This window comes from Geodermatophilus sp. SYSU D01186 (genome assembly GCF_054050215.1).
In genome coordinates, this window is record NZ_JBJGYW010000019.1 from 62,905 (window position 1) to 85,860 (window position 22,956).

Here is a 22,956-nt window from a genome sequence, read left to right on the forward strand (position 1 = left end):
CGCCCCGGCCAGCCCCTCGGCAGCCACGAAAGCCCAGTTCAAGCACGGTGGGCCCCGTGGGGATCGAACCCACAACCCGCGGATTAAAAGTCCGCTGCTCTGCCAGTTGAGCTAGAGGCCCGGTGGGTGCAGAGAACCCTCCAGACGACCCACGAGACAAGCGTGAGACAGCTGCAGCGCCTGCGGCCCGCTGCGAGGCTACCGCCGTCGCCAGGTGCCACCACGAGCAGCGCACGGCCCGGCGTACAGCGCAGCCTAGTGGAGCCGCCCCCCGAACCGACGGGCCAACTCCCGTGCGTCGGCGCGGGCCCGGTCTGCCCGGGCGGCAGGGGTGTCGACGGGCGCCGCCTCCGATGACGGCGTGGGAGCCGTGTCCGATCCGGGCAGGCGGGTGGCCAGGTGGACGGCAAATCCGGCCCTGGTCCTGAACGTCTCCAGCGTGTCGCAGGCCCCCCGGACGAGCCACAGCCCCGCCCCAGCAGGTGGGAAGCCGGGGCCCGGCGGGGTGTAGCCGACCAGAGGGTCGTCGAACCCGTCCCCGCAGTCCGTGACCGTGCACTCGAGCCGGGTTGGCGTCGCCCACAGCCGGACGGCGACCGGCGGGCGACCGTGCCGCAAGGCGTTGAGGAGCACCTCGGCGACCGCCGCGGCGAAACGGCTGCGCAGCTGCCCCGGCTCGCCCGAGCCGTCCAGGGCGGCGCGCACTCGCGCGCGCAGCTCCGGCATCCGGGTGACATCGGTCAGGTCTGTCAGCTGGAGCGTGGGTGGAGTGTCTTCCGCTCGACCTGCCAGGGGGGCCGGGGTCCGGCGCAGGACGGTCGCGGGGTCCAGGTAGCGGAGATTGGGCACGGGGCCCGCGGGGGTCATCAGCGCGGGATGGGTCTCCTCGATGCCTCCGCGGATCGCGTCGGACAGTTCGCGACGGTCGTAGGCGCACACGATTGACAGCGGCAGCGGTCCCAGTGCGACGTTGAGGATTGCCTCGCAGCGGTGCCACTCGTGCCATCCGTCGCCGGACTGATCGACCGGGACCTCAGCGAACAGCCACACTCCGGGAGCCCCGGCCGCGACCTGGCGGCGGACCACCCGGCGGAACGTGGCGATCGCGTGCGCGGTCCGGGTGTAGATCCCCTCCCGAGGCAGGACGAGGACGCGGTCGTCGTGGCCGAGGGCCTCGGCCAGCAGGGCGCTGTTCTCGTTCCGGCAGGCGAGCACGGCCGTCTCACCGACGGCCAGCCCGTCGGCCAGGAACGGCACGGCCGCGGACACCAGCTCCTCGGCGGTGCGGTAGAGCAGCGCGGCGTGCAGGTCGGCTGGTCCGGTGGTGGAGGTCATCGCTCGCCCCCCACCAGGTGCATGCCGGGCAGCTCGTCGACCTCCAGCATGCGCATCGTGAGCTCGACCGGCGGCTGCGGGGCGACGAGCAGGACGTGGCCACCCGACGACCGGAAGCGACGGGTTGCGTCGTCGAGCCGCCAGCACGAACCGGCGTCGACGTAGCTGACCTCGCCCAGGTCCACCCACAGCACCCGCGACCGATGACGGCTCGCGGCGCTCAGCACCGAGGTGAAGACGTCGGTGTTGGTGGCGTCGACCTCTCCGTGCAGGGCCAGCCCGTCCAGGTCCCGACTCGTGGAGAAGGTCGACTGGTGCACGCCGGACAGATGCGTGGCGACTGCGTCGTCCAGCCACGTGCCGGTGGTGGCCGCCTCGGCGTACTGGCACATCGCGCTCATCGGCAGCTCGCCGACGAGCGCGTCGAGCCGTTGCTCAACGCCGTGGACCGCACTGGGTGACAGGACGCTCAGCGCCGCCCGCACCTCCGCCGAGATGCGCACCGACGGGAACCCCTCGGCGAGCGCGCGCTCCACGACCACACGCTGGCCCTCCGGTGGATAGAACTCCTCCGGTGGCAGCACCACGAGCTGCCCGTCGCGGACGGCGGCGGCAACGTCCACACCCCACGCCTCCAGCACCGGGACCAGCGCGTCCTCCGGCATGAGCGGGAGCTCGGTGTAGATGATCTTCTCGCCCAGCTCCAGCCCACGACGGACCCAGGCGGTCAGACCGGCCAACCGCTCGCCCTCGGTCCGGTGCAGCAGCAGGACATGCCCGTCCCACCCCGCGCCCGGAGCCTCCCGGACATCGCCCACAGGCCAACGCTACGCGCAGAGCACGCCGCTCAGGACGAGGACGAAAGACACCGACGACCGCTCGGAGGGGCGCCGTTCCGGAAGTGGTGCCGTTGCACTCCGGCGAGATCGGCACCCGTCCCGACAACCCGACGATCACGATGCGTCGGCGAGGCGAAGCAGCAGGTCAAGAGAGTCTCTGCATCCCACCAGAGGTCCGGCGGGCCGAGTGTCCCATCCTCCCCACGGACGCTCAGAGGACGTCGAGCAGCAGCAGCACGAGCAGGGTCAGCGCTGCCGAGAGGACCAGCGAACCGAGGCAGCCGAGCCGGCTGGAGAAGAACAGGAACACGGGACACGCCCTACCCCAGCGAGACCCGTACGACTCGGAAGGTCACCGTCCGTGTCGTTCATCACGCCGGCTCACCCGGTCGGGGGATGCTCCGACCCGGTCGCGGTCACTTAGCGTCACATCTGCCCGAACGGCCGAGCGGTACGGACCCCGCCGCCGACCGGGCCGGTCGCCCGCGAGCGACCCCAGGCCCCGGCCCGGCCGTCCCGTTCCCCCCGAGACGGCCGGGCCGGACTCCACTCAGCCGCAGACGCCGTCCACCAGCGCCCAGAGCAGCTGCTGCTGGGCCTCGTCGACCGGCAGCGGGACCGGCACCGCCTCGCCGTCCCCCACCACCACCTGCAGCGGGAACAGGAACGGCTGCTTGGTCTCGGCGAGCACGTGCGGCTCGCAGGTCGCCACGGTGAGCGTGATCGCGCCCGACGCCTCGTCCTGCCCGGCACCCAGTTCCAGCGGCAGCCCGGCGAGGGCCACGTCGACGAGGACGCTGCCACGGACGTCGGTGACGGCGACCGCGCGGTCGTCGTCCCCACGCCGGGTCAGGACGACGCTGCCCGTGGCCATCTCGCCGTCCACCGTGAGGCCGGTGAGCGCGACCCCGGCCACGGCGACCACCCCGGCCACGGCGCACTCCTCGCGGTGGACGACGGACAGGTCGTCACCGGCCAGCGGCACGCGCACCTCCTCGACCGTCCCACCGGCCCGGGTCAGCGTGAGCCGGGCCGCGACGGGGTCCGGTCCGGCCGCGCAGTCCGGTTCGCCGTAGGGGGTGGGCAGGTCGATCACCCGGCCGGGCGCGAACTCTGCGGTCAGCGAGGTGGGCGGCAGGGCTGCGAACCCCGGCGAGTCGAGCGCCACGGCGGTGACGGTGAACGGCTCGGTGCCGCTGTCGGTCACGCGCACCTGCACCCGGCCGCCCACGACGACGTCCGTGCGCAGGCGCACCACCTCGGCCTCGATCCCGGGCACGGCCGGCACCACGGCCGACGTCGGAGCGGCCGAAGAAGGCGACGCCCCGTCAGCCGAGGACCCGCACGCCGCGCAGAGCAGGGCGACCACCCCGACGGCCGCGCGCCTCATGGCGCCGCAGCGTAGGACCGCGCGACCGCCCGCGGGCGCCGGCCGGCTACCGCTGGTGGCCGGGGAGGCGGGCCATGACGCGGCCGGCCTCCATCCGGATCTCCAGCTTCTCCTGCGGGTTGGCGGCCGGGCCGCGTCGCGGTTCACCGTTGTCGAGGTCGAACGCCGACCCGTGCCAGGGGCACACCAGGCACTCGTGCCCGCGGACCTCCTCGACCGAGCCGTCGTAGAGCGGGCCGGACAGGTGCGAGCAGGCCCCGATGAACGCGTCCACGCGCGCCCCCCTGCGGACGGCGACCAGCGGCACCTCCACACCCGTGCCCGACCCCGTACGCAGCGCCGGCCGCCCCTCGGGCAGGTCGTCGAGCGGGCCCAGGTCGATCCAGTCGGTGGACAGTGCCCGGGCCGCGGTCGCGGCGTGCGAGGCCCCGGAGGACTGCGCGTAGGACATGTGGCCGCCGATCGCCGCCGACCCGGTCGCGATGCCCAGCCCCGCGTAGGACAGCACCCGGCCCAGCGCGCCCCGGCCCCGGCGGCGCGCCACCAGGGACCCGACGTAGAGACCGAGCGCCGCGGTGTTGGCCAGCGCGTGCAGCGCTCCGAGCCGGCGCACCCCCGAGCCCTGCTCCGACCAGTCGGCCGCACCGGACAGCGCCGCCGGGACGGCGGCGGCGACGCCCGTGCCGATGAGGACCGTGGCCGCCGGGCGCAGCGGCGGGACGGCGTCGAGCAGGCCGGCCGACACCCAACTGCCGACCGGGACCTGGACGAGCACCGGGTGCAGGGGATGCCCCAGCCAGGTGCCGTGGAGGGCGTCCTTGAGCACGTCCGGCAGGCCCTGCACGGCCTTGCGGGCGGGTTCGATCGCCTTGTCGAAGGTCGCGACGTCTGCGACCCGGTCGAGGATCCCCATCAGGCTCATGGGCTCCCCCTACCCGCGCGGCCCCGCCCCGATGCCGCCGACCCGACGGGGACGGCGTGTGGCCGGGTCGGCACGGGGTGCATCTGCCACTCGTTCACCGTCATCCCCGTGAGTGAGGACACAGCGGGATCGTCACAGGTCAGGGGAATAACAGCTGGCGTACAGCCGATTGCCTGGTGGAACCTGCACAACAGAGCCTGTGCCTGCCGAGAGGATGCTCGTGACCTGCCCGTCGTTGCGCTCCCGCCACCCCGCGGTCGGCAACGTGGTCGGCAGCGTCAGCGAGCGGGTCCGCGCGGAGGACACCCTCGGCCAGTTCGTGCGGTTCGTGCTGGTCGGCGGCGCGACGACGCTGGTCTACGCCGCCCTGTTCGTGGCCCTCGAGCGGCTCGGCTACCTGCCGGCCCACCTGATCGCCACCGCTGCCTCCACCGTGCTCGCCAACGAGCTCCACCGCCGGCTCACCTTCCGGGCCGACGAGCGGGTGCACTGGTTCACCGCCCAGTGGGAGGCCGGCGGGATCACCGTCATCGGCCTGTTCGCCACCAGCGCGGCGCTCGGCGTCCTCGACTCCACCGTCGGCTCGGTCAGCGTCTACGTGCAGGTCGCCTGCGTCGTGACCGTGACGGCCCTGATCGGCCTGATGCGCTTCATCGCGCTGCGCTGGATCTTCCGCACGCCCGCCACCGACGCCGCCTGACCCCCGGGTCGCTCACTAGCCTGGAGCGGGTGACCGAGCCGAGCGCCTCCCGCCCCTCGCGCGGCTCCGTGCTCCTGCGCCGCACCGGCCGCTGGGCCCTGCGGCTGGCCGTCGTCCTCGCCGGCGCCTTCCTCGGGATCCTCGTCCTCGGCCGGGTCGACGCCGCGATCGGGCCGTTCGACGCGACGGTCGCCTTCCGGCCACTGGGTGGCGGCGCGGACCTCGACGTCCCCCCGCTCGGCGCGCTGCAGGTCGACGCCTACGACGGTCCGCTGCGGCTGGAGATCCAGCTCAGCCGGGTCGACGAGATCCGCGCCCAGGCGCTGGCCACGAACCCGGTGCTGCTGGACGGCGTGGTCGACCGGGTCAGCGCCGACCTGCAGGACGCCGTCGTGCGGGTGACCGTGCTGACCGCGATCGCGGCGGTCCTCGGCGCGGCCGTGGCCGCGCTGCTGCTGCTGCGCCGGCGCCGCGAGGTCTTCCTGGCCCTCGGTCTGTCCACCGCGCTGGTGGCGGGGACCGGCGGCCTGGCCGCGGCGACGTGGCGCCCGGAGGCGCTGCTGCAGCCCCGGTACACCGGCTTGCTGGTCAACGCCAACAGCCTCATCGGCAGCGCGCAGGACATCGTGGCCCGCTTCGACGCCTACCGCGCGTCTCTGGAGGACCTCGTCACCAACGTGAGCACGCTGTACTCGACGCTGTCCGCACTGCCCGCTCCCGGCGGCGCTGACGGCACCGTCGCCCTGCTGCACGTCTCCGACCTGCACCTCAACCCGGCCGGGTTCGACCTGGTGCGGCAGGTGGTGACCCAGTTCGACGTCGACGGAGTCCTCGACACCGGGGACATCACCGACTGGGGCAGTGAACCGGAGAACCAGCTGATCGCCGGCATCGGCACCCTGGACGTGCCCTACGTCTTCATCCGCGGCAACCACGACTCGGCCGTGACCGCCGGGCTGGTGGCCGCCCAGCCCAACGCCACGGTCCTGGACGACTCGGCGCTCACCGTCGCGGGCATCGAGGTCGTCGGGACGCCGGACCCGCGGTTCACCCCCGACCAGGACGCCGCCCCGGCCTCCGAGTCGCTGGAGGGGAGCGGGGAGGGCCTCGCGGAGTTCGTCGAGACGCTGCCGACGCCGCCGGCCGTCGCGATGGTCCACGACCCGAAGCAGGCCACGCCGCTGGACGGCGTCGTCCCCCTGGTGCTGGCCGGGCACACGCACGAGCGGGAGGTCTCCGAGCTCGACGAGGGGACCCTGCTCATGGTGGAGGGCTCGACCGGCGGCGCCGGGCTGCGCGGTCTCCAGGGCGAGTACCCCGAGCCGTTGACCTGCACGGTGCTGTACCTGGACCCGGCCACCGGTGCGCTGACCGCCTACGACGACATCACGCTGGGCGGGCTCGGGGAGACCGAGGTGACCATCGAGCGGGTCGTCGTCCCGTCGCCGGGCGAGGACGGGACCGGGACCGACGGCGGCCCCGGGACCGACGGCGGCCCTGGTGGTCCCACGTCGCCCGCCTCCCCGACCGGGTGAGCGACGCGCCTACGCTCGCGGCATGCCCTCGACGACGTCGACCCGCGCCCCCCGCCTGGCCGCCGCCCTCGCCGGCGGGCTGCTCCTGCTGCCGCTGTCGGCCTGCTCGTTCACCTCGGACAACCTCTCCTGCAGCACCAGCTCGTGCTCGGTGACGCTGAGCAGCGACGGCTCGCAGGTGGACGTCCTGGGGACGTCGCTGGCCTTCGGCGGCGTCCAGGACGGGCGCGCCGAGCTCCGCGTGGGGAACGCGAGCGTCTCCTGCGCCCAGGGCGAGACCGTGAGCGCCGGCCCGCTGACCCTGGAGTGCACGTCCGTGCAGGACGACTCCGTGGAGGTCACCGCCTCGCTCGGTTGACCATCGAACCGATGTCGACGGCCGGGGACGACGCCGGTCCAGCGGGCGCCCCCGGACCGGCGCTCAGCTCTGGTCGGCGACCTCGACCACCACGCGCGTGGGCTGCTCGAGTGCGTAGACGCGGAACGGCACCTCGGCCCGCGTGCCGACGAAGGCCACCGACGTGCCCTCGAACGTCGCGTCCCAGACGACCTCCGTCACCGTCCGCGTGCCGTTGCCGGGCAGCGGGTCAGGACCCGCCCACTCCTCGATCCCCGTGTCGTAGGGGTAGCCGACACCGGTGAGCGTGACCTGCAGGACCGCCTCACCGGCCACCTGCAGCGCGTCGCCGCGGCCCTGGGAAGCGGGCTGGTCGACGTAACGGACGTCCCAGCCGGGGGTCCCGGTCCCGCCCACCTCGAGGACCACACGGTCGAAGCCCTCCTGTCGGCCGGTCCGGATCTCGGTCACGGTGACGCGGGAGTCGGCCGACGCCTCGGCGGTGTCCGGCCGCGTGTCGGCCACGAAGGCGGCGCCCTCGGCACCCGCACCGGTGGTCGCACCGCCCTCCTCGTCCGCGTCGTTCCCCGCCGACGTCGCGTCGCTGCCCGAGGTCGGCGTCGCCGGTGCGGACGCGGTCGACGCGGAGGAGGCGGCCGGCTCCGGGTCGCCGCTGCCACAGCCGACGAGGAGCGTGACGGCGACCAGGGCCGCGGGGCAGGCGAGGGCAGCAGTGCGACGGCGGATCACCCGCTCATGGTGTCAGCGGCGGCGCTGCCCGGCGGGGACCGTGCGGACGTGTCGGGGGGCGCGGTCCACCCCGCTCGGGTACCCCCTGTCGGAGTCCCCCCGGAGAGCATGTATCGTTCTGCCTGCCCCCGGCGAACACGAGCCCCCATCGTCTAGCGGTCCAGGACGCCGCCCTTTCAAGGCGGTAGCACGGGTTCGAACCCCGTTGGGGGCACAGCACCACCAGCAAGGCCCTGTAGCGCAGTTGGTTAGCGCGCCGCCCTGTCACGGCGGAGGTCGCGGGTTCGAGTCCCGTCAGGGTCGCTCTCCGGTGTTCCACACCGGAAGGGGCAGGTAGCTCAGTCGGTACGAGCGCTCGCCTGAAAAGCGAGAGGTCGGCGGTTCGACCCCGCCCCTGCCCACACACACCTCCCCCGCACCGTCCGGCCCTCCGGGGCCCCGCAGACTGTCGCGGTGAGCACCCTCCCCACCACGCTCCGCGCGGGCGACACCCGCTTCGGCCTGCGTCGCGCCGTCGCCGAGGACCTCCCGGCGATCGTGACACTCCTCACCGACGACCCCCTCGGCCGCCACCGGGAGGGAGCCGACCTCGAGCCCTACCGCCGCGCCTTCGCCGCCGTCGACGCCGACCCCGCGCACCTGCTGCTCGTCGTCACACAGGAGCCGGCCTGCGCCGTCGTCGGCACCCTGCAGCTGACCGTGCTCCCAGGGCTCTCCCGCGGGGGCGCCACGCGGCTGCAGGTCGAGGGGGTCCGGGTGCGGGCCGACCACCGCGGCTCGGGCCTGGGAACGGCGGTGCTCGAGTGGGCCCTCGCGGAGGGCCGCCGCCGGGGTTGCGCGCTGGTCCAGCTCACCACGGACACCAGCCGCCCGGACGCGCTGCGCTTCTACGAGCGGCTGGGCTTCGCCGCCTCCCACGTGGGCCTCAAGCGGGCCCTGTAGGAACCGTTCAGGCGCCGGCCCGGTCGGCCACGACCTGCGCGTAGACCTGCGCGTGCACCGCCCGGACGGCGGCGCGCTGCTCCTCCCGCCAGGCGCGGTCGGCCGGGCGCGGCGCCGGCCGGGTCAGGGCGGCGGCGACCGCGGCGTCCAGCGACACCGGGTCGAACCCGCGCTCCTCGTCGTTGCCGTAGGTGACGACGTCGGACCACTGGTCGGCGAACCAGCCGCAACTGGGGGCGACCACGCGGGTGCCGACGTCCCGGCAGATCTCCAGGTCCGTCGAGTGCGTGCCGCAGCTCTCCGGCAGGACGGCGACGTGCAGCTCCTGCAGCTGTTCGGCCCAGCCGTCGGCCTTGCGCGGCAGGTACTCCAGGGTGTCACCGGCCGCGGGCACCGGAGGCGGCTCGACGCCGTCGTCCAGGAGGACCCGGAGCCGTCCGCCACCGTTCACCGCACCCGACAGCGCCGCCCGCACCAGGCCGGCCGGGTCGGGCACCGCGGGCCCGGGGGCGCACAGGGCCAGGCCGACGAGGCCGCGTTCGGCACCCAGCTCGGGCACCGGGGTCGCGACCGACGGGTGCGCGACGACGATCGCCGTCCGCCCGAAGCGCTCGGCGATCTCGTCGGCCGCGCCGGGGGTGAGGGTGAGCACCACCTCCGCGGTGGCCAGCAGCGCGCCCAGGTGGGCGTCGTGCCGCCGCGGCGAGGCCTGGACGGGGTCGCGCAGCTGGTGCACGGTGGTGACGAGCGGCACGCCGGTGCGGCGCAGGGTCTCCGTCCAGCTCACCATCTCGTCCTCGGGCAGGTGACCGTAGCCGGAGTGCACGTGGACGACGTCGACCTCAGCGGCGTGCGCGGCGAGGTAGGCGGGGTCCAGCCACGGGCTCGGCGCGTGCGCCGGGCCCACCCGGACGACGCCCGAGGGCAGGACGGCGTCGACGTAGGGATCGCCGTGGGGGATGGTCACCACACGGGTCCCCAGGTCGTCGGCAGCGCTCACGCGGTCGTTCTCCTCCTGCCGCGCACTGCGACGGCAGGTGGCGGTGCTCCTCGACGGGATGTGGCCGGACGGGCTTACCCATGATCCGGACGGCGAACCTGTGACATCACCCTCGGTGCGCGCGACCACCCGAAGGAGTCACCCTGCGGGCCCGGCTCAGCGCGGCGCCGCCACCCGCGCGGCCGCCAGGTGAGCGTGCACCAGCGTGATCGCCAGCGCCCCCTCCCCCACGGCCGAGGCGACCCGCTTCACCGAGGTCGACCGCACGTCCCCCGCGGCGAAGACCCCCGGCGTGCTCGTCTCCAGCAGCGCGGGCGGCCGTTCCAGCGGCCAGGCGGGGACGGCGTCGGCCGAGGCCAGCGCGGGCCCGGTCAGCACGAACCCCCACCGGTCGCGGGCCAGCGTGCCGGCCAGCCAGTCGGTGGGTGGTTCGCTGCCGATGAGCAGGAACAGCACACCGGTCTCCTCGGTCTCCCGGCCGCTGTCGAGGTCGCGCACCACGAAGGACTCCAGGAAGTCCGAGCCGCGCCCGTCGACCACCTGCACCCGCGTGCGCACCTCCACGTTGGGCAGCGCGTCCAGCTCGCGGACCAGGTAGTCCGACATCGTGTCGGCCAGGCCCTCGCGGCGCACGAGCATCGTCACCCGCTCGGCGTAGCGGGCCAGGTGCACCGCGGCCTGGCCCGCTGAGTTGCCGCCCCCGACGACGGAGACGTGCCGCCCCCGCATCGCCGGGGCCTCGCTCACCGCCGCCCCGTAGAAGACGCCGCGGCCGACCAGCGCCTCCAGCGACGGGACGCCGATCCGCCGCCAGCGCGCGCCCAGGGCCAGGACGACGGTCCGCCCGCGCACCGTCGTCCCGTCGCTGAGGGCGACGGAGTGCAGGCCGTCCTCGGTGTGCAGGCCCGTCGCGTAGCGCATGAAGTGGAACGTGCTGCCGAAGGCCCAGGCCTGCTGGTAGGAGCTGAAGGCCAGCCGGTTGCCGCTGATGCCGGTCGGGAAGCCCGGGTAGTTGCGGATCAGCGAGCTGGTGCCCGCCTGCCCGCCCACCGCCTCGGACTCCAGCACGAGCGTCGCCAGGCCCTCGGAGGCGCCGTAGACGCTCGCTCCCAGCCCCGCGGGGCCGGCACCCACCACGACCACGTCGTGCACCGTCGCCGGGTCCAGCGGCTCGAACAGGCCGAACGCCTCGGCCAGCTCCAGGTCGCTGGGGTCCTGCAGCACGGTGTGCTCGGGGTGGAAGCGCAGCACGAGCACCGGCAGCCGCGGCTCGTCCAGCCCGAGGCCGGCCAGCAGCGCGCGTCCCTCCGGCGACCCGGCCTCGTAGAAGCCGAGCGGGATGCGGTTGCGGGTCATCTGGTCGCGCAGGTGCTGGGACCGCGGCGCCCAGCGGTCGCCGACCATCCGGACCGCCTCGAAGCCGCCGCCCTGCCGGGCCGACCACTCCTCGATGATCTCGCTGATGGCCCGGTGGAACTCCGCGTCGGCCTGCTCCTCCGGGGCGTAGACCCAGCGGTCGAGCTGACCGAGGGCCAGCGCCTCGAAGATGGGCCGCGCGGTCTCCCACGCCCCCCAGCGGATCAGCGCGACGGCCAGCGCGCCCGGGTGGTCGGTGTGCAGCGCCCGCAGGATCGCCAGGCCATCGGGGTCGGCCGCGCCCAGCCCGCCGAGGAGGGCGGTCACCGGCGGGTTCCCCCAGCCGGCCAGCGCGGCCGGGACCTCCGAGGGCCGGATGCAGGCGATCACCACGTAGTCGCCCCCGTAGCGCCGCTTGAGCTCGCGGACGGTCTCCAGCCGCGGCGTCTCGTCCCGGCACACGACGACCAGCGCGCCCCGGGGGTGGCCGTCAACCACGCCGCGCCCCGGGCTCGACCGCGGCCAGCCGCCAGCCGGCCGCCCCCGTGCCGACCACGGCGGCCACCATGACGGCGAACACCCACGCGGCGGGGTCCGACCACGCCACGGTGCCGGAGTACCGGGCCACCGCGACGGCGACCAGGACGCCGAAGACGGTGTAGGCGATCGCCGCCGTCCGCAGCCGCTGCAGGTCCCCGGCGACCGCCGCCAGCGCCGTCGCCACGCCGAACGCGAGCAGCCAGGCCCCGACGACGCGCGCGGTGAACGGGGTCAGGCGCCACGGCCACAGCCCGGTGGCCGTCGCCGGGGCCACGGACAGCGCCGCGCCGACGACCAGCAGGACGCCGGACTCAACGGCGAGGGCGGCGCGCAGCACGCCGGGCACCGGGTGGCGGGGTGGGGGGTCCAGCCCGGGTGCCCGCTCCTGCCACCAGATCAGCGCGACCATGCCCACCGGGACGACGACGTAGACGGCCAGCCAGAACCAGGCCGCGACCTTCGGCAGCAGCGGCAGCCCGCCGAAGTCGTCGTCGAAGTGCATCCGGTTCACGTGCACGAGCGTGGCCACGAGGGTCAGGACGACGAAGACCTGGATCGTCAGCAGCGGCACCCGCGTGCGCGCCCAGACGCCGTCCCGCAGCGACAGGACGACCAGCACGCAGCCCGCGGCGTACCCCGCGCCGAGGAACGCCGCGGTGAGCGGCGGCTGGATGGTCCACGCGAAGGTCTCGTCGGTCTGCCCGGAGAGCACGAACAGCGCGCCCACGGCCAGCGCGGTGAGCACCGCGAAGACCACGAGCAGGACGCGCATCGCGGGCAGCAGCCGACGGACCGGGACCGCCGGAGACTCGGGGCGCGTGGCAGTCGAGTCCACTCGGCCTCCCGTGGGCATCGGCCCCCGTGTTCCGCTCTCGGACGGGGGCATCACACCACCGCTCCCGGACGCTGTCACGGCATTTCCGCCCGTTCCCCGCGTCCCTAGACTCGCGGGGACAGCGCCGACCCCCCGGCGCCGCCGTCGGCGCCCGCCGGGAGGTGTCCGTGGCCGGAAGGGAACCGGCGACCGACGACGCCCCGGCGCCGATCGCCACCCCCGACCAGCGGCTGCGGGTCTTCGTCTCCTCGACGATGGAGGAACTGGCCGCCGAACGGCGGGCCGTGCGCGCGGCGGTGACGCGGATGCGGCTGACCCCCGTGCTGTTCGAGCTGGGCGCGCGGCCGCACCCCCCGCGCGACCTGTACCGCGCGTACCTCTCGCAGAGCGACGTCTTCGTCGGCATCTACGGGGAGCGCTACGGGTGGGTCGCGCCCGGGATGGACGTCTCCGGGCTGGAGGACGAGTACGACCTGTCGCGGTCCAAGCCGCGGCTGCTCTACGTCCGCCGCGGAGCTCCGCGCCGCGAGCCCCGGCTGGCCGAGCTCATCACCCGCATCCAGGCCGAGAGCGGTGCCTCCACCACGCCCTACGACGACCCCGAGCAGCTGGCCGAGCTCGTCGCCGACGACCTGGCGGTGCTGCTCACCGAGCGGTTCGCCGCACCCCGCCCGCGGCCGCCGGGCCTGTCCGCCGGGTGGCTGCCCACCCCGCCCACGCCGATGGTGGACCGGTCGGCCGAGCTGGAGCTGGTGACCGGCCTGCTCGCGGACCCCGCGGTGCGCCTGGTGACCCTCACCGGCCCGGGCGGCACCGGCAAGACCCGCCTCGCGCTGGCCGCCGCCGAGCGGGTCGTGCCGGACCGGGACGCCGTCTGGTGGATCGACCTCGCGCCGCTGCGCGACCCGGGCGAGGTGCCGGTGGCGGTCGCCGCCGCGCTGGGCGTCACCGCCGAGGGCCGCCGTCCCCTGATCGACCTGGTCGCCGAGCGGCTGGCGGGACTGCGCGCCCTGCTGGTGGTGGACAACGCCGAACAGGTGCTGGACGCCGCCCCCGCGGCCGCGCCGCTGCTGGCCCGCTGCCCTGGCACGCAGCTGCTCGTGACCAGCCGGGCGGTCCTCGGCCTGCGCGGCGAGCACGACGTCCCGCTCGGCCCGCTCGCCGTTCCCCTGGCCGCCGAGGACCGGCCCGAGCGGGTGCGGGACGCGCCGGCCGTGGCGCTGTTCGCCGCCCGCGCCCAGCGCGCCGACCCGTCCTTCGCCGTCACCGACGCGACCGCCGCGACCGTCGCCGAGGTGGTCCGCCGGCTCGACGGGCTGCCGCTGGCGGTCGAGCTGGCCGCCGCCCGCGTGCGGACCCTCCCCCCGGCCGCGCTGCTGCGCCGGCTGGACCGCGCCCTCGACCTGCGCGGACCCGACGTCGACGCGCCGGACAGGCACCGCACCCTGCGGCAGACGATCGCCTGGAGCCACGACCTGCTCACCGAGCCGGAGCGCGCCCTGCTCGCCCGGCTGTCGATCTGCGCCGGCGGCTTCACGCTCGACACCGCCGAGGCGGTCGGCGCGGCCGACGACGACCTCGACGTCCTCGAGGGGCTGTCCTCGCTGGTGGGCCACAGCCTGGTCAGCCCCGCCGACGCCGGCGCCGCCGAGCCGCGGTTCCGGATGCTGGGCCTGGTGCGCGCCTTCGCCGCCGAGCGGCTGCGCGAGCGCGGCGAGGAGGAGGACACCCGGAGCCGGCTGGCCGCCCACCTCGCGGAGTTCGCCCGGGAGGCGGGCGCGGGGCTGTCCGGCCCGGAGCACCGGCTGTGGCTGGCCCGGCTGGAGGCCGAGGCGGCCGACCTGCAGGCCGCCCTGCGCTGGGCGGTGGACGGCGACCGCGCCGAGCTGGCCGTCCGGCTGACCGCGCCGCTGGCCCGGTGGTGGTGGGCGCGGGGGCTGCTCGTGGACATGGCGGAGCTCGCCGAGCGCACCGCGGCCCTGCCCTCGGCCGCGCACCTGGCCCCGGGGCCGGCCGGCCGGCTGCTCTGGGCGCGGGCGGCCACCCGGATCGCGCTCGGCCGCGTCCCGGAGGCCCGGCCGCTGATGGAGCGCCTGGTCGCCGACGCCCGGGCGCACGGCGACGCCTGGCTGCTCGGCCACGGGCTCAACGGCCTGGCGATGACCCTCCCGCCGGGCGACCCGGAGCTGGCCTCCACCCTGGACGCGGCGGGGGCGGCGCTGCGGGACAGCGGCGACAGCTGGTCGGTGGCCCTCGTGCAGCTGTTCCGGGGCGCGGTCGCCGTCCTCGCGGGGGACGTCGCGGAGGCGGCGCGGCTGCACCGGGAGGCCCTGGAGGGGGCCCGCGCGGTCGGGGACGACCACCTCGCGGCCTGGCTCGCCGACCAGCTCGCCCTCGACGCGCTCATGGCCGGGGACCTGCCCGCCGCGCGGGCCTCCCTCGGCGAGGCCGCGACCCTGCACCGGCGGGACCACGACCTGGAGGGGCTCGCCTACTGCCTGGACGGCCTGGCCGGGCTCGCGCTGGCCCGCGGGGACGCGCCCCTGGCCGCCCGGCTCATCGGCGCCGCCGCGGCCACGCGCGCCCGCACCGGCATCGCCGTCTGGCCGCCCATGCAGCCGCTCGGCCGGCGGCTGGACGACGCCGTGACCGCCGCCCTCGGCCCCGAGGAGGACCGCCGGCAGCGGGCCGCGGGAGCGCTGCTGGACCCGTGGGCCGCGCTGGACGAGGGCCTCGCCGCCGGCTGAGCGGGGTTCAGTCGCGTGCCGCCCGCGCGGCGGCGTAGGCCGGGGCGCGGAAGCGGGCCATCGGGCCGTCGGGCACCAGCCCCGGCGGCGGGTTCCGGACGGCGTCGAAGCGCAGGTCGGGGTCGCGCCCGGCCACCGGGCCCAGCAGGCGCAGCCGGCCGAACGCGTGCCACGGGCCGAGGCCCCGGGAGACGGCGAGGGTGAACACCGGCCGGCCGACGGCGATCGCGGCGGCCAGCGGCTCCGGCTCGCTCGGCAGGGACGCCGAGGACTCCGGCCAGGCCGCGAGGTGCAGGGTCCCCGCGTCGGACCGGTACCCCATGATCGAGGAGTAGCTGGTCGCGGCGTCCCGCCGGAACGCCGGCACGAAGCGGGTCAGCCGGCCCCGCCCCGTGCTGGACAGCAGCAGGTCGACCGGAGGGTCGCCGGGCACGCGCACCGCGAGGCCCAGCAGGTCCGGCAGCGCGGCGGGCAGCCCCGCCCCCCGGGACAGCCGCGCCAGCACCGGCCGGCTGCCCGGCCCGGCCAGCCAGGACACCGCGTCGGCCTCCGGGCCGCCGGTGCGCTCGAGGACGGCGTCGACGACGATCCCGCGCGGGTGCATCGGCTTGCCGGAGCGCAGGCGGGCCAGCGCGGCCAGGGGGACGGCGACGGCGCGTCCGGCGGTCCGGGGCAGGTCGGGCACGGGGTCCTCCTGTCGACGACGTCCGCAGCCCATACCCCGCCGGACGAGGACCGGTGCACCCGTGGTGGTCGACCAGTGACGGGTGTGACGAACGGGTCGCGGTCCGGCAGATCCTGTGCAACCGCCGATCGACGTCGGTCGGTATTCGCCCTGTGGTCGGAGCGGTCCGGCACATACGTTCAGGACATGTTCACGACGCTCCTGGTGATCGGCGGGGTCCTCGTCGGACTGGTCGCCCTGCTCGCGCTCATCGTCAACCTGAGCGCCCGTCCGGCCACCCGGGGATCCGCGCAGTCCGCCGGGAGCCCGGGGTGGGTCGCCGCCACCGGCCGCAGCCACCCCGACGCGTGGTCCGAGCCGGTGCCGACCTCGGAGATCCCGGCCGCGCGCTGAACACACCCTGACCCGGCGTCCCGGCGGCTGCGGACAGCGCGCCGCCGGGACGCTCCGGCCGTTCCGGATCAACTGTTCCGGAACGTCCCCGTGCGCGATGATCGGACTGCGTCGACAGGCTCACTCCGGGTGGCTCGGCGCCGGCGAGGTCGAGCATGGTCGGTTCGCACACCGCTCAGGCGGCACGGGGGCGCCCCCACCGCCGGCTGCGGGCCGCCGGGCTGCTGCTCCTCGCACTCCCGCTGGCCGGCACGCTCGTCGCGGCCCTGCTGACCCCCTGGATCGTCGGCCCCGGCGTGCTCGCCAGCAGCTCGGCGTCCCTGCTGGCACCGCTGCCCGTGGAGCTGACCGACGACACCCCGGCGGGCAACACCGTCGTCCTCGCCGCCGACGGGTCGGTGGTCACGTACTTCTACCGGAACAACCGGACCCCCGTGGCCGCCGACCGGATCGCCGACGTCATGGAGCAGGCGCTGGTCGACATCGAGGACTCGCGCTTCTACGAGCACAACGGCCTCGACGTCGAGGGGACGATGCGCGCCCTGGTCCGCAACGCCACCGCGGGATCGGTGCAGGAGGGCGGCTCGACCATCACCCAGCAGCTGGTCAAGCAGACCCTGCTGCAGACCGCCGTCACCCCCGAGGACCGGCAGGCGGCCACCGAGCAGACGCTGGGCCGCAAGCTGCGCGAGGCGCGGCTGGCTCTTGCCCTGGAGGAGACCTATCCCAAGGAGGAGATCCTCACCCGTTACCTGAACATCGTGTACTTCGGCGAGGGCGCCTACGGCGTGCAGGCCGCGGCTCAGGCCTACTTCGGGGTGGACGCCGCCGACCTGACCCTCCCGCAGGCGGCCATGCTGGCCGGGCTGGTGCAGAACCCGACGAGCGACAGCCCCCTGGCCGACCCCGAGCGGGGCCGTGAGCGGCGCGACCAGGTGCTCGAGCGGATGCACGAGCTCGGGCACATCACCGACCAGGAGCTGGCCGACGTCTCGGCGACGCCCGTGGAGACCGCGCCCGCCCCGGCGCCGCCCAACGGCTGCGTCAGCGCGTTCCTCGGGGGCTTCTTCTGCGACTACCTCCAGCGCCACCTCACCGAGATCCTCGACATCTCCCAGGAACGGCTGGAGGACGGCGGGCTGACCATCCGCACCACCCTGCGGCCGGACGTCCAGCGGTCCGGGGACGCCGCGGTGCTGGCCAGCCTGCCGATGGGCGACCCGCTCGCCGCGATCTTCACCGCCGTCGAGCCGGGCACCGGCCACGTGCAGGCCATGAGCATCAACCGGGTCTTCGGCTACGACGCCGCCGACCCGGCGCAGGAGTCGGTGAACCTCAACCTGGTCGCCAGCCAGGGCGCCGGCTCCACCTACAAGGTGTTCGTCGCCGCCGCGGCCCTCGACCGCGGGATCCCGCCGTCCCACGTCATCACGGCCCCGAGCCCCTACGTGTCGAGCGTCTACCGCAACGGCACGGCGCCCTACACCGTGGAGAACGTCGGTGACATGCCGCCGATCCTCAGCATGACCGAGGCGCTGATCCGCTCCTCCAACACCTACTTCGTGGCCCTCGAGGACCAGCTGGGCAGCGTGGAGGGGCCGGTGCGGATGGCCCAGCGGATGGGCCTGTTCTCGCTCGACCCGGTGGCCGACGAGGTCATCGCGGAGAACCGCGGCTCGTTCACCCTCGGCGCCGAGGCGACCAGCCCGCTGGCGCTGGCCAGCGCCTACTCGACGCTCGGCGCGAACGGCACCCGGTGCGTGCCCACGCCGGTCACCGAGATCCTGGACCGGAACGGCCAGCCGTTGACCAGGGACGACGGGACGCCGGTGCCCACCGGCGACGACTGCACCCCCGAGGCCGTGCCGCCGGCGGTCGCGACGACGCTGAACCAGATCCTGGTCGGCGACACCGCGCTGCCCATCGGCACCGGTACCCGCGCCGCCGTCCCCGACCACCAGGTCGCGGGCAAGACCGGCACCAGCCAGGACCGCTTCTCGGTGGCCTTCGTCGGCTACACCCCGCGCTACGCGGCCAGCGTGATGGTCCTCAACCCCAAGCAGAACCAGGACGTCGGCGGCTTCGGCGGCGGCCGGGGTGCCCAGGTGTGGCACGACGCCATGCGGCCGATCCTCACCGCCGGCCCGCCGGTCCCCTTCCCGCCGCCGGGCATCCCCGTCGAACCGCCACCACCACCGCCACCGCCACCGCCCCCGCCCCCGCCTGCCTGAGGGTCACGACGCCGTCATCAGCTCGGCGGCCCGCTCGCCGATCATGACCGCGGTCGCCGCCGGGCCCCGCGAGGTCACCCGCGGCATGACCGAGGTGTCGACCACCCGCAGCCCCTCGACCCCCCGCACCCGCAGGTGCTGGTCGACCACCGCGCCGGGGTCGCCGTCCGGTCCCATGCGCGCCGTCCCGGCCAGGTGGACGGCGGTGGCCAGGTGCCGGCCGATCCAGCGGTCCAGCTCGCGGTCGTCGGCCAGGACGTCGTCGGGCAGGCCGGTCCGCTCGGCCACCAGCGGGGCCAGGGACGGCGCCCGCAGCAGCTCGGCCGCCAGCCGGACCACCTCCCGCATCCGCCGGCGGTCGGAGACCTCGGTCAGGTAGCGGTACTCCAGGCGCGGCTGCACGCGCGGGTCGGTGGAGGTCAGGCTCAGCCGGCCACGGCTGTCCTCGGCCTGCAGCGCCACCCCGACGAACAGGTCGTCGCGGCGCCGCGCGGTGTCGACCAGCCGGTGCAGCGAGGCCCCGCGCACGGCCCGCAGGGTGGCGGCCGGGCGGCGCAGCGCGCCGGCGACCCCCGCGGACGAGCGGCTGACCATCACCCGGCTGAACGGCTTGAGCCACGGCATGACCTCGAGGTCGCCGGGGGTGGTGCCGCCGTCGGAGGTGGTGTGGAGGACCCCGTGCAGCGGGTGGAGGTCCCGCGGCATCGGCAGCCGGCGGGCCGGCCGGTAGGTCACGTAGAGGTCGGGGTGGTCGCTGAACCGGGCCCCGACGCCGGGCACGTCGGCCACCACGTCCAGGCCCAGCGCGCGCAGGTCCTCGGCCGGCCCGATGCCCGACAGCAGGAGCAGGTGCGGCGAGCCGACCGCGCCCGCGCTGAGCACCACCTCGCCGGCCCGCACGACGCCCTCGGCGGTCTCCACCCCCACGGCCCGGCCACCCTCGACGACGACCCGCCGCACGTGCACGCCGCCCCGCACGGTCAGCCCCCGGTGCCCCCGCCGCGGGGAGAGGTAGGCCATCGCGGTGTTGGTCCGCACCCCGTCGGCCACGTTCAGCGGCACCGGCCCGTACCCGGGCGCGCCGTCGGCGTTCTTGTCCGGCTCGGCCGGGAACCCCAGCTCCGCCGCCGCGGCGGCGAAGGCGTCGGCGAGGGGGTGCCCGGCCCGCGGACGCCGGACCGGCACCGGACCCGCGCTGCCGTGCCCCGGCCGGTCGCCGTACTCCCGGTCGGCCTCCAGGCGGACGAAGGCCGGCAGCACCCGGTCGGCCGACCACAGGTCGTTGCCCTCGCCCGCCCAGCCGTCGAAGTCGGCGCGGGTGCCGCGGATGAAGTAGCCGCCGTTGATCGCACTCGAGCCGCCCACCACCCGGCCGCGCGGCACCGGGAAGGTGACCTCCTCGGTGAGCACCCCCGTGTGGTCCCAGTTCGCGGGGTGCCCGGGCACGGCGGCGCCCATCGTGGCCGCGTCGCGCAGCACCGTCGGGAAGTCCGCGGGCCGGGCGTGGTCGGCGCCGGCCTCCAGCACCAGGACGCGGCGGCCGGCGTCGGCCAGGCGGGCCGCCAGCGGTGCGCCCGACGTCCCGGCGCCCACGACGACGACGTCCCACTCGGGTGGCGTCACAGCCCCAGGACCCGCGGCAGGTCCAGCCTGCGCACCTTGCCCGTCGAGGTGCGGGGCAGCTCGGCGACCGGGTGCAGGCTCTTGGGCCGCTTGGCGGGGCTCAGCCGCTCCCGCGCCCAGGCGGCCAGCTCGGCGGGCTCCGCGGTGCCGACGTAGGCGGCGACCACCCGCTGGCCCCACTGCTCGTCGGGCACGCCCACGACCGCGCACTCCACGACCCCGGGATGGGCGTCGAGCACCGCCTCCACCTCCGCGGGGTAGACGTTGACCCCGCCGGAGATCACCAGGTCCTCGCGGCGGCCGTCGAGCCACACGACACCGTCGTCGTCCACCCGGCCGAGGTCGCCGACGGTCACCCGGTCGCCCCGCCAGGCCGCCGCCGTCTTCTCCGGCGCACGCCAGTACTCGAACCGGGCCCACCGCGGCACCGCGCACCACAGCTGCCCGCGCTCGTCGGTCTCCAGCCGTCGCCCCGGCCGGGCGCGGCCCACGCTCCCGGGGCGGGCCAGCCAGTCGCCGGGCGAGCAGACGGTGAACTGCGCCTCCGTGGAGCCGTAGAACTCCCACACGCTGCCCTCGGGCAGGGCCGCCAGCACCGCCCGCTTGAGCGGCTCGGGGCAGGGCGCGCCGGCGTGCACGAGACGGCGGAAGGAGGACCAGTCGACGTCGTCGCGGGCGATCAGGCGCTGCAGGTGCGTGGGCACGCAGAAGGCCGTGGTGGGCCGCAGCGTGGAGATCGCCGCCGCCGCGCGGGCCGCGTCGAACGGGCCGGGCAGCAGCACCTCCCCACCGGCGAGCAAGGTGTGCACCGCGAAGCGGAGCGGCGCCGAGTGGTGCAGCGGGGAGAGCACCAGGTGCCGGTCAGCGGGGCCGAAGCCCCACAGGTCGATCTCCTCCGCGGCCAGCGCGCGGGCGTCGTCCTCGGCCAGCACGCCGGACCACACGCCCTTGCGCCGGCCGGTCGTGCCCGACGTGTAGTGCATCGGCCGGGCCAGCGGGACGTCGGCCAGCTCGGCCTCCGCCGTCCCGGCGAGCAGGCGCTCCGGCACGCCGCCGACGTCCAGCCGCGGATCGGCGTCGGCGGCCAGCCCGGCCCGCTCGGCGGCCGGCAGGGCGGGGTCGAGCACGACCGGGACCACCCCGGTGCGCAGCGCGCCGAGGACGACAGCGAGCAGCGCGGAGCAGGAGGACGCCGACACCAGCAGCCGGTCGCCCGGGACCAGGCCCTCGGCCCGCAGCGCGGCCGCGGCGCGCCGCTGGTCGCGCTCGGCGTCCGCGGCCCGGACCACGGCGGCGCCGGTCACGCCGTCCGCACCGGCCCGTCGAGCCGGCCCTCGACCCGGCCCTCGGCGAGCAGCTTGACCAGGGTCGCCCGGGTCGATTGGGCGGCGGCCGGCCACACGACCCGGGGGACCTCCGCGTACACGGTCGCGACGAGCTCGTCGACGGTCCGCGGCCCGTCGGCCAGCGCGGCGAGCAGCTGCTCCTCCCGCATCGCGCGGTGCGCCAGGTAGAAGTCCAGGACCGCGCCCGGGTCCTCGGTGAGCTCCGGGCCGTGCCCGCAGTACAGCGCGCTCGGGCCCAGGTCGTGCACTCGGCGCAGCGACTCCAGGTAGGCCAGCACGTCGCCCTCCGGGTGGGTGACCACCGAGGTGCCGCGGCCGAGCACGTGGTCGCCCACGAGCACCGCCCCGGACTCCAGCCGGAACGCCAGGTGGTCGGCGGTGTGCCCCGGCGTGGGGACGACGCCCAGCGGCGTGCCGGCCAGCGTCAGCCGCTCCCCCGGCGCCAGCACCCGGCCGCCCGGGCCCGCGACGCGCGGGTCGGCCGCGGCCACCGGGACGCCGAACCGGGCGCCCCACGGCAGCGCGGCCTCGGCGTGGTCGCCGTGGTGGTGGGTGACGAGCACGGCGACGCAGCGGGCGCCCCGGTCGCCCAGGGCCGCCTCGACGGCCGCGAGGTGCGCCGGGTCGTCCGGGCCCGGGTCGACGAGGACGGCCTGGCCGGTGCCCGGGGCGCCCACCACGTAGGTGTTGGTGCCGTCGAGGGTCATCGGCGAGGGGTTGGGCGCCAGCACGCGGGTCACCAGGGGCTCCAGGACCGCCGTGCGCGGCAGCTCGCCGGGTGCCGGGAGGTCCCAGCTGGTGCGCGGGTCGGCCGGGGTCTGCACGACCGGCACCGTAGCCCGCGGGTCGCACGGCGGGCGCGCACAGCGGTTAGCGTTCGGCCATGCGAGTGCCCGCCTCCCTCGTCCGATCGGCCGTCACCGCGGCCGCGGCCGCCGTCCTGCTCACCGCATGCGGCGGGTCCGGGGACGACGAGCCGGCCGCCTCGCCGAGCACCTCGTCGTCGTCCGCGGCCACCACCACCAGCGAGCCGGCGCAGACCCCGGCCCCGGACCCGGCGGCCGCGGAGTTCTGCTCCCAGGTGACGACGGCCTTCGCCACCTTCAGCAGCCTGCAGACGGCCACCCCGGCGGAGCTGGCCGGCAACCTGCCGCAGATCGTGGGCGCGCTGGAGCAGGTGGAGCCGCCCGCCGAGATCGCCGGTGACTGGGAGGCGTTCGTCGGCAGCCTGCGGCAGCTCGGCGCCACCGCGGCGACGCTGGACCTCAGCACCCCCGAGGGGCAACAGCAGCTCGCGCAGGCCGAGCAGCAGCTCACCCAGGACCTCGGCCCCGCGCAGACCAACCTGCTCGGCTACATCTCCACCAACTGCGGGCTCGGCGGCGCCGCCCCGACGAGTTGAGGAAGGCCCCTGCCCCACCGTGGAAGGACCCCGTCCTCCTCACCCCTC

The 22,956-nt window shown here is 75.9% G+C and carries 20 protein-coding genes and 4 tRNA genes; 11 read left to right on the forward strand and 13 right to left on the reverse strand.

Going from position 1 to position 22,956, the window contains the following annotated elements:
- Positions 1–48: 48 nt before the first annotated feature.
- The 5 genes from ACI784_RS15270 to ACI784_RS15290 form a co-directional block, all read right to left on the reverse strand.
- Positions 49–121: transfer RNA gene (locus tag ACI784_RS15270), tRNA-Lys, on the reverse strand.
- Positions 122–255: 134 nt separating this feature from the next.
- A complete protein-coding gene (locus ACI784_RS15275) occupies positions 256–1,335 on the reverse strand; it encodes an anti-sigma factor RsbA family regulatory protein (RefSeq protein ID WP_457014021.1) in 1,080 nt (359 codons plus the stop codon).
- Positions 1,332–2,153: an MEDS domain-containing protein gene (locus tag ACI784_RS15280; protein ID WP_456922445.1), complete on the reverse strand. Its 822-nt coding sequence runs from the start codon at positions 2,151–2,153 to the stop codon at positions 1,332–1,334. Before ACI784_RS15280 ends, ACI784_RS15275 begins: the two co-directional genes overlap by 4 nt.
- Positions 2,154–2,724: 571 nt before the next feature.
- On the reverse strand, positions 2,725–3,453 hold the full coding sequence (locus ACI784_RS15285; RefSeq protein WP_456922444.1) for a hypothetical protein: 729 nt from the start codon (positions 3,451–3,453) through the stop codon (positions 2,725–2,727).
- A gap of 157 nt (positions 3,454–3,610) precedes the next feature.
- A complete protein-coding gene (locus ACI784_RS15290; protein ID WP_456922443.1) occupies positions 3,611–4,486 on the reverse strand; it encodes a Rieske 2Fe-2S domain-containing protein in 876 nt (291 codons plus the stop codon).
- Between the two features lie 220 nt (positions 4,487–4,706).
- On the opposite strand from ACI784_RS15290, the gene ACI784_RS15295 reads away from it, so the two are divergent.
- The 3 genes from ACI784_RS15295 to ACI784_RS15305 are packed head-to-tail and all read left to right on the forward strand — an operon-like array spanning position 4,707 to position 7,079.
- The gene (locus ACI784_RS15295; RefSeq protein ID WP_456922442.1) at positions 4,707–5,186 is read left to right on the forward strand and encodes a GtrA family protein; all 480 of its coding nucleotides are present in this window, start codon (positions 4,707–4,709) and stop codon (positions 5,184–5,186) included.
- Between the two features lie 29 nt (positions 5,187–5,215).
- Positions 5,216–6,721, forward strand: coding sequence for a metallophosphoesterase (locus ACI784_RS15300; RefSeq protein WP_457014022.1), 1,506 nt, complete (start codon positions 5,216–5,218; stop codon positions 6,719–6,721).
- Positions 6,722–6,743: 22 nt separating this feature from the next.
- Positions 6,744–7,079 carry a hypothetical protein gene (locus tag ACI784_RS15305; RefSeq protein ID WP_457014023.1) on the forward strand — a complete coding sequence of 112 codons (336 nt, stop codon included), beginning with the start codon at positions 6,744–6,746 and terminating at the stop codon, positions 7,077–7,079.
- Between the two features lie 63 nt (positions 7,080–7,142).
- Here the strand turns inward: ACI784_RS15305 and ACI784_RS15310 are convergent, their stop codons facing one another.
- Complete coding sequence (locus tag ACI784_RS15310) at positions 7,143–7,808, reverse strand: AMIN-like domain-containing (lipo)protein (protein WP_457014024.1); 666 nt, start codon at positions 7,806–7,808, stop codon at positions 7,143–7,145.
- A gap of 141 nt (positions 7,809–7,949) precedes the next feature.
- On the opposite strand from ACI784_RS15310, the gene ACI784_RS15315 reads away from it, so the two are divergent.
- The 4 genes from ACI784_RS15315 to ACI784_RS15330 all read left to right on the forward strand — a co-directional run bounded on the left by ACI784_RS15315 (position 7,950) and on the right by ACI784_RS15330 (position 8,750).
- A tRNA-Glu gene (locus tag ACI784_RS15315) sits at positions 7,950–8,022 on the forward strand.
- A gap of 15 nt (positions 8,023–8,037) precedes the next feature.
- Positions 8,038–8,111 (forward strand) — tRNA-Asp (locus ACI784_RS15320).
- 24 nt (positions 8,112–8,135) lie between these two features.
- A tRNA-Phe gene (locus tag ACI784_RS15325) sits at positions 8,136–8,209 on the forward strand.
- Between the two features lie 52 nt (positions 8,210–8,261).
- Positions 8,262–8,750 carry an N-acetyltransferase family protein gene (locus ACI784_RS15330; protein ID WP_456922438.1) on the forward strand — a complete coding sequence of 163 codons (489 nt, stop codon included), beginning with the start codon at positions 8,262–8,264 and terminating at the stop codon, positions 8,748–8,750.
- Positions 8,751–8,757: 7 nt separating this feature from the next.
- Here ACI784_RS15330 and ACI784_RS15335 read toward each other — a convergent pair whose 3' ends face one another.
- The 3 genes from ACI784_RS15335 to ACI784_RS15345 form a co-directional block, all read right to left on the reverse strand.
- Positions 8,758–9,750, reverse strand: coding sequence for a glycosyltransferase (locus ACI784_RS15335; protein ID WP_457014025.1), 993 nt, complete (start codon positions 9,748–9,750; stop codon positions 8,758–8,760).
- 156 nt (positions 9,751–9,906) lie between these two features.
- Positions 9,907–11,604, reverse strand: a complete 1,698-nt coding sequence (locus tag ACI784_RS15340) for an NAD(P)/FAD-dependent oxidoreductase (RefSeq protein WP_457014026.1) — start codon at positions 11,602–11,604, stop codon at positions 9,907–9,909.
- A complete protein-coding gene (locus ACI784_RS15345; RefSeq protein WP_457014027.1) occupies positions 11,597–12,481 on the reverse strand; it encodes a hypothetical protein in 885 nt (294 codons plus the stop codon). The genes ACI784_RS15340 and ACI784_RS15345 overlap by 8 nt, the downstream gene beginning before the upstream one ends.
- Before the next feature lie 167 nt (positions 12,482–12,648).
- Between ACI784_RS15345 and ACI784_RS15350 the strand changes: the two genes are divergently transcribed.
- A complete protein-coding gene (locus ACI784_RS15350; RefSeq protein WP_457014028.1) occupies positions 12,649–15,228 on the forward strand; it encodes a DUF4062 domain-containing protein in 2,580 nt (859 codons plus the stop codon).
- A 7-nt stretch (positions 15,229–15,235) separates the two neighbouring features.
- Here the strand turns inward: ACI784_RS15350 and ACI784_RS15355 are convergent, their stop codons facing one another.
- Entirely contained in the window at positions 15,236–15,913 is a 678-nt protein-coding gene (locus ACI784_RS15355; RefSeq protein ID WP_457014029.1) for a phosphodiesterase, read from the reverse strand.
- Positions 15,914–16,099: 186 nt separating this feature from the next.
- On the opposite strand from ACI784_RS15355, the gene ACI784_RS15360 reads away from it, so the two are divergent.
- Together ACI784_RS15360 and ACI784_RS15365 are read left to right on the forward strand one after the other, a co-directional pair.
- Positions 16,100–16,306 (forward strand): hypothetical protein, encoded by a 207-nt coding sequence (locus tag ACI784_RS15360; protein ID WP_456922432.1) that lies wholly within the window; start codon positions 16,100–16,102, stop codon positions 16,304–16,306.
- A gap of 155 nt (positions 16,307–16,461) precedes the next feature.
- Positions 16,462–18,537, forward strand: coding sequence for a transglycosylase domain-containing protein (locus tag ACI784_RS15365; protein ID WP_457014030.1), 2,076 nt, complete (start codon positions 16,462–16,464; stop codon positions 18,535–18,537).
- 3 nt (positions 18,538–18,540) lie between these two features.
- On the opposite strand, the gene ACI784_RS15370 is transcribed toward ACI784_RS15365, so the two are convergent.
- From ACI784_RS15370 to ACI784_RS15380, 3 genes are read right to left on the reverse strand one after another with little or no spacing between them, the layout of a single operon-like run.
- On the reverse strand, positions 18,541–20,160 hold the full coding sequence (locus ACI784_RS15370) for a GMC family oxidoreductase (protein WP_457014031.1): 1,620 nt from the start codon (positions 20,158–20,160) through the stop codon (positions 18,541–18,543).
- Positions 20,157–21,464 carry a class I adenylate-forming enzyme family protein gene (locus tag ACI784_RS15375; protein ID WP_457014032.1) on the reverse strand — a complete coding sequence of 436 codons (1,308 nt, stop codon included), beginning with the start codon at positions 21,462–21,464 and terminating at the stop codon, positions 20,157–20,159. Before ACI784_RS15375 ends, ACI784_RS15370 begins: the two co-directional genes overlap by 4 nt.
- Complete coding sequence (locus ACI784_RS15380; protein WP_457014033.1) at positions 21,461–22,330, reverse strand: MBL fold metallo-hydrolase; 870 nt, start codon at positions 22,328–22,330, stop codon at positions 21,461–21,463. The genes ACI784_RS15375 and ACI784_RS15380 overlap by 4 nt, the downstream gene beginning before the upstream one ends.
- A gap of 59 nt (positions 22,331–22,389) precedes the next feature.
- On the opposite strand from ACI784_RS15380, the gene ACI784_RS15385 reads away from it, so the two are divergent.
- Positions 22,390–22,908, forward strand: a complete 519-nt coding sequence (locus ACI784_RS15385; RefSeq protein ID WP_457014034.1) for a hypothetical protein — start codon at positions 22,390–22,392, stop codon at positions 22,906–22,908.
- The last annotated feature ends 48 nt before the right edge of the window (positions 22,909–22,956 follow it).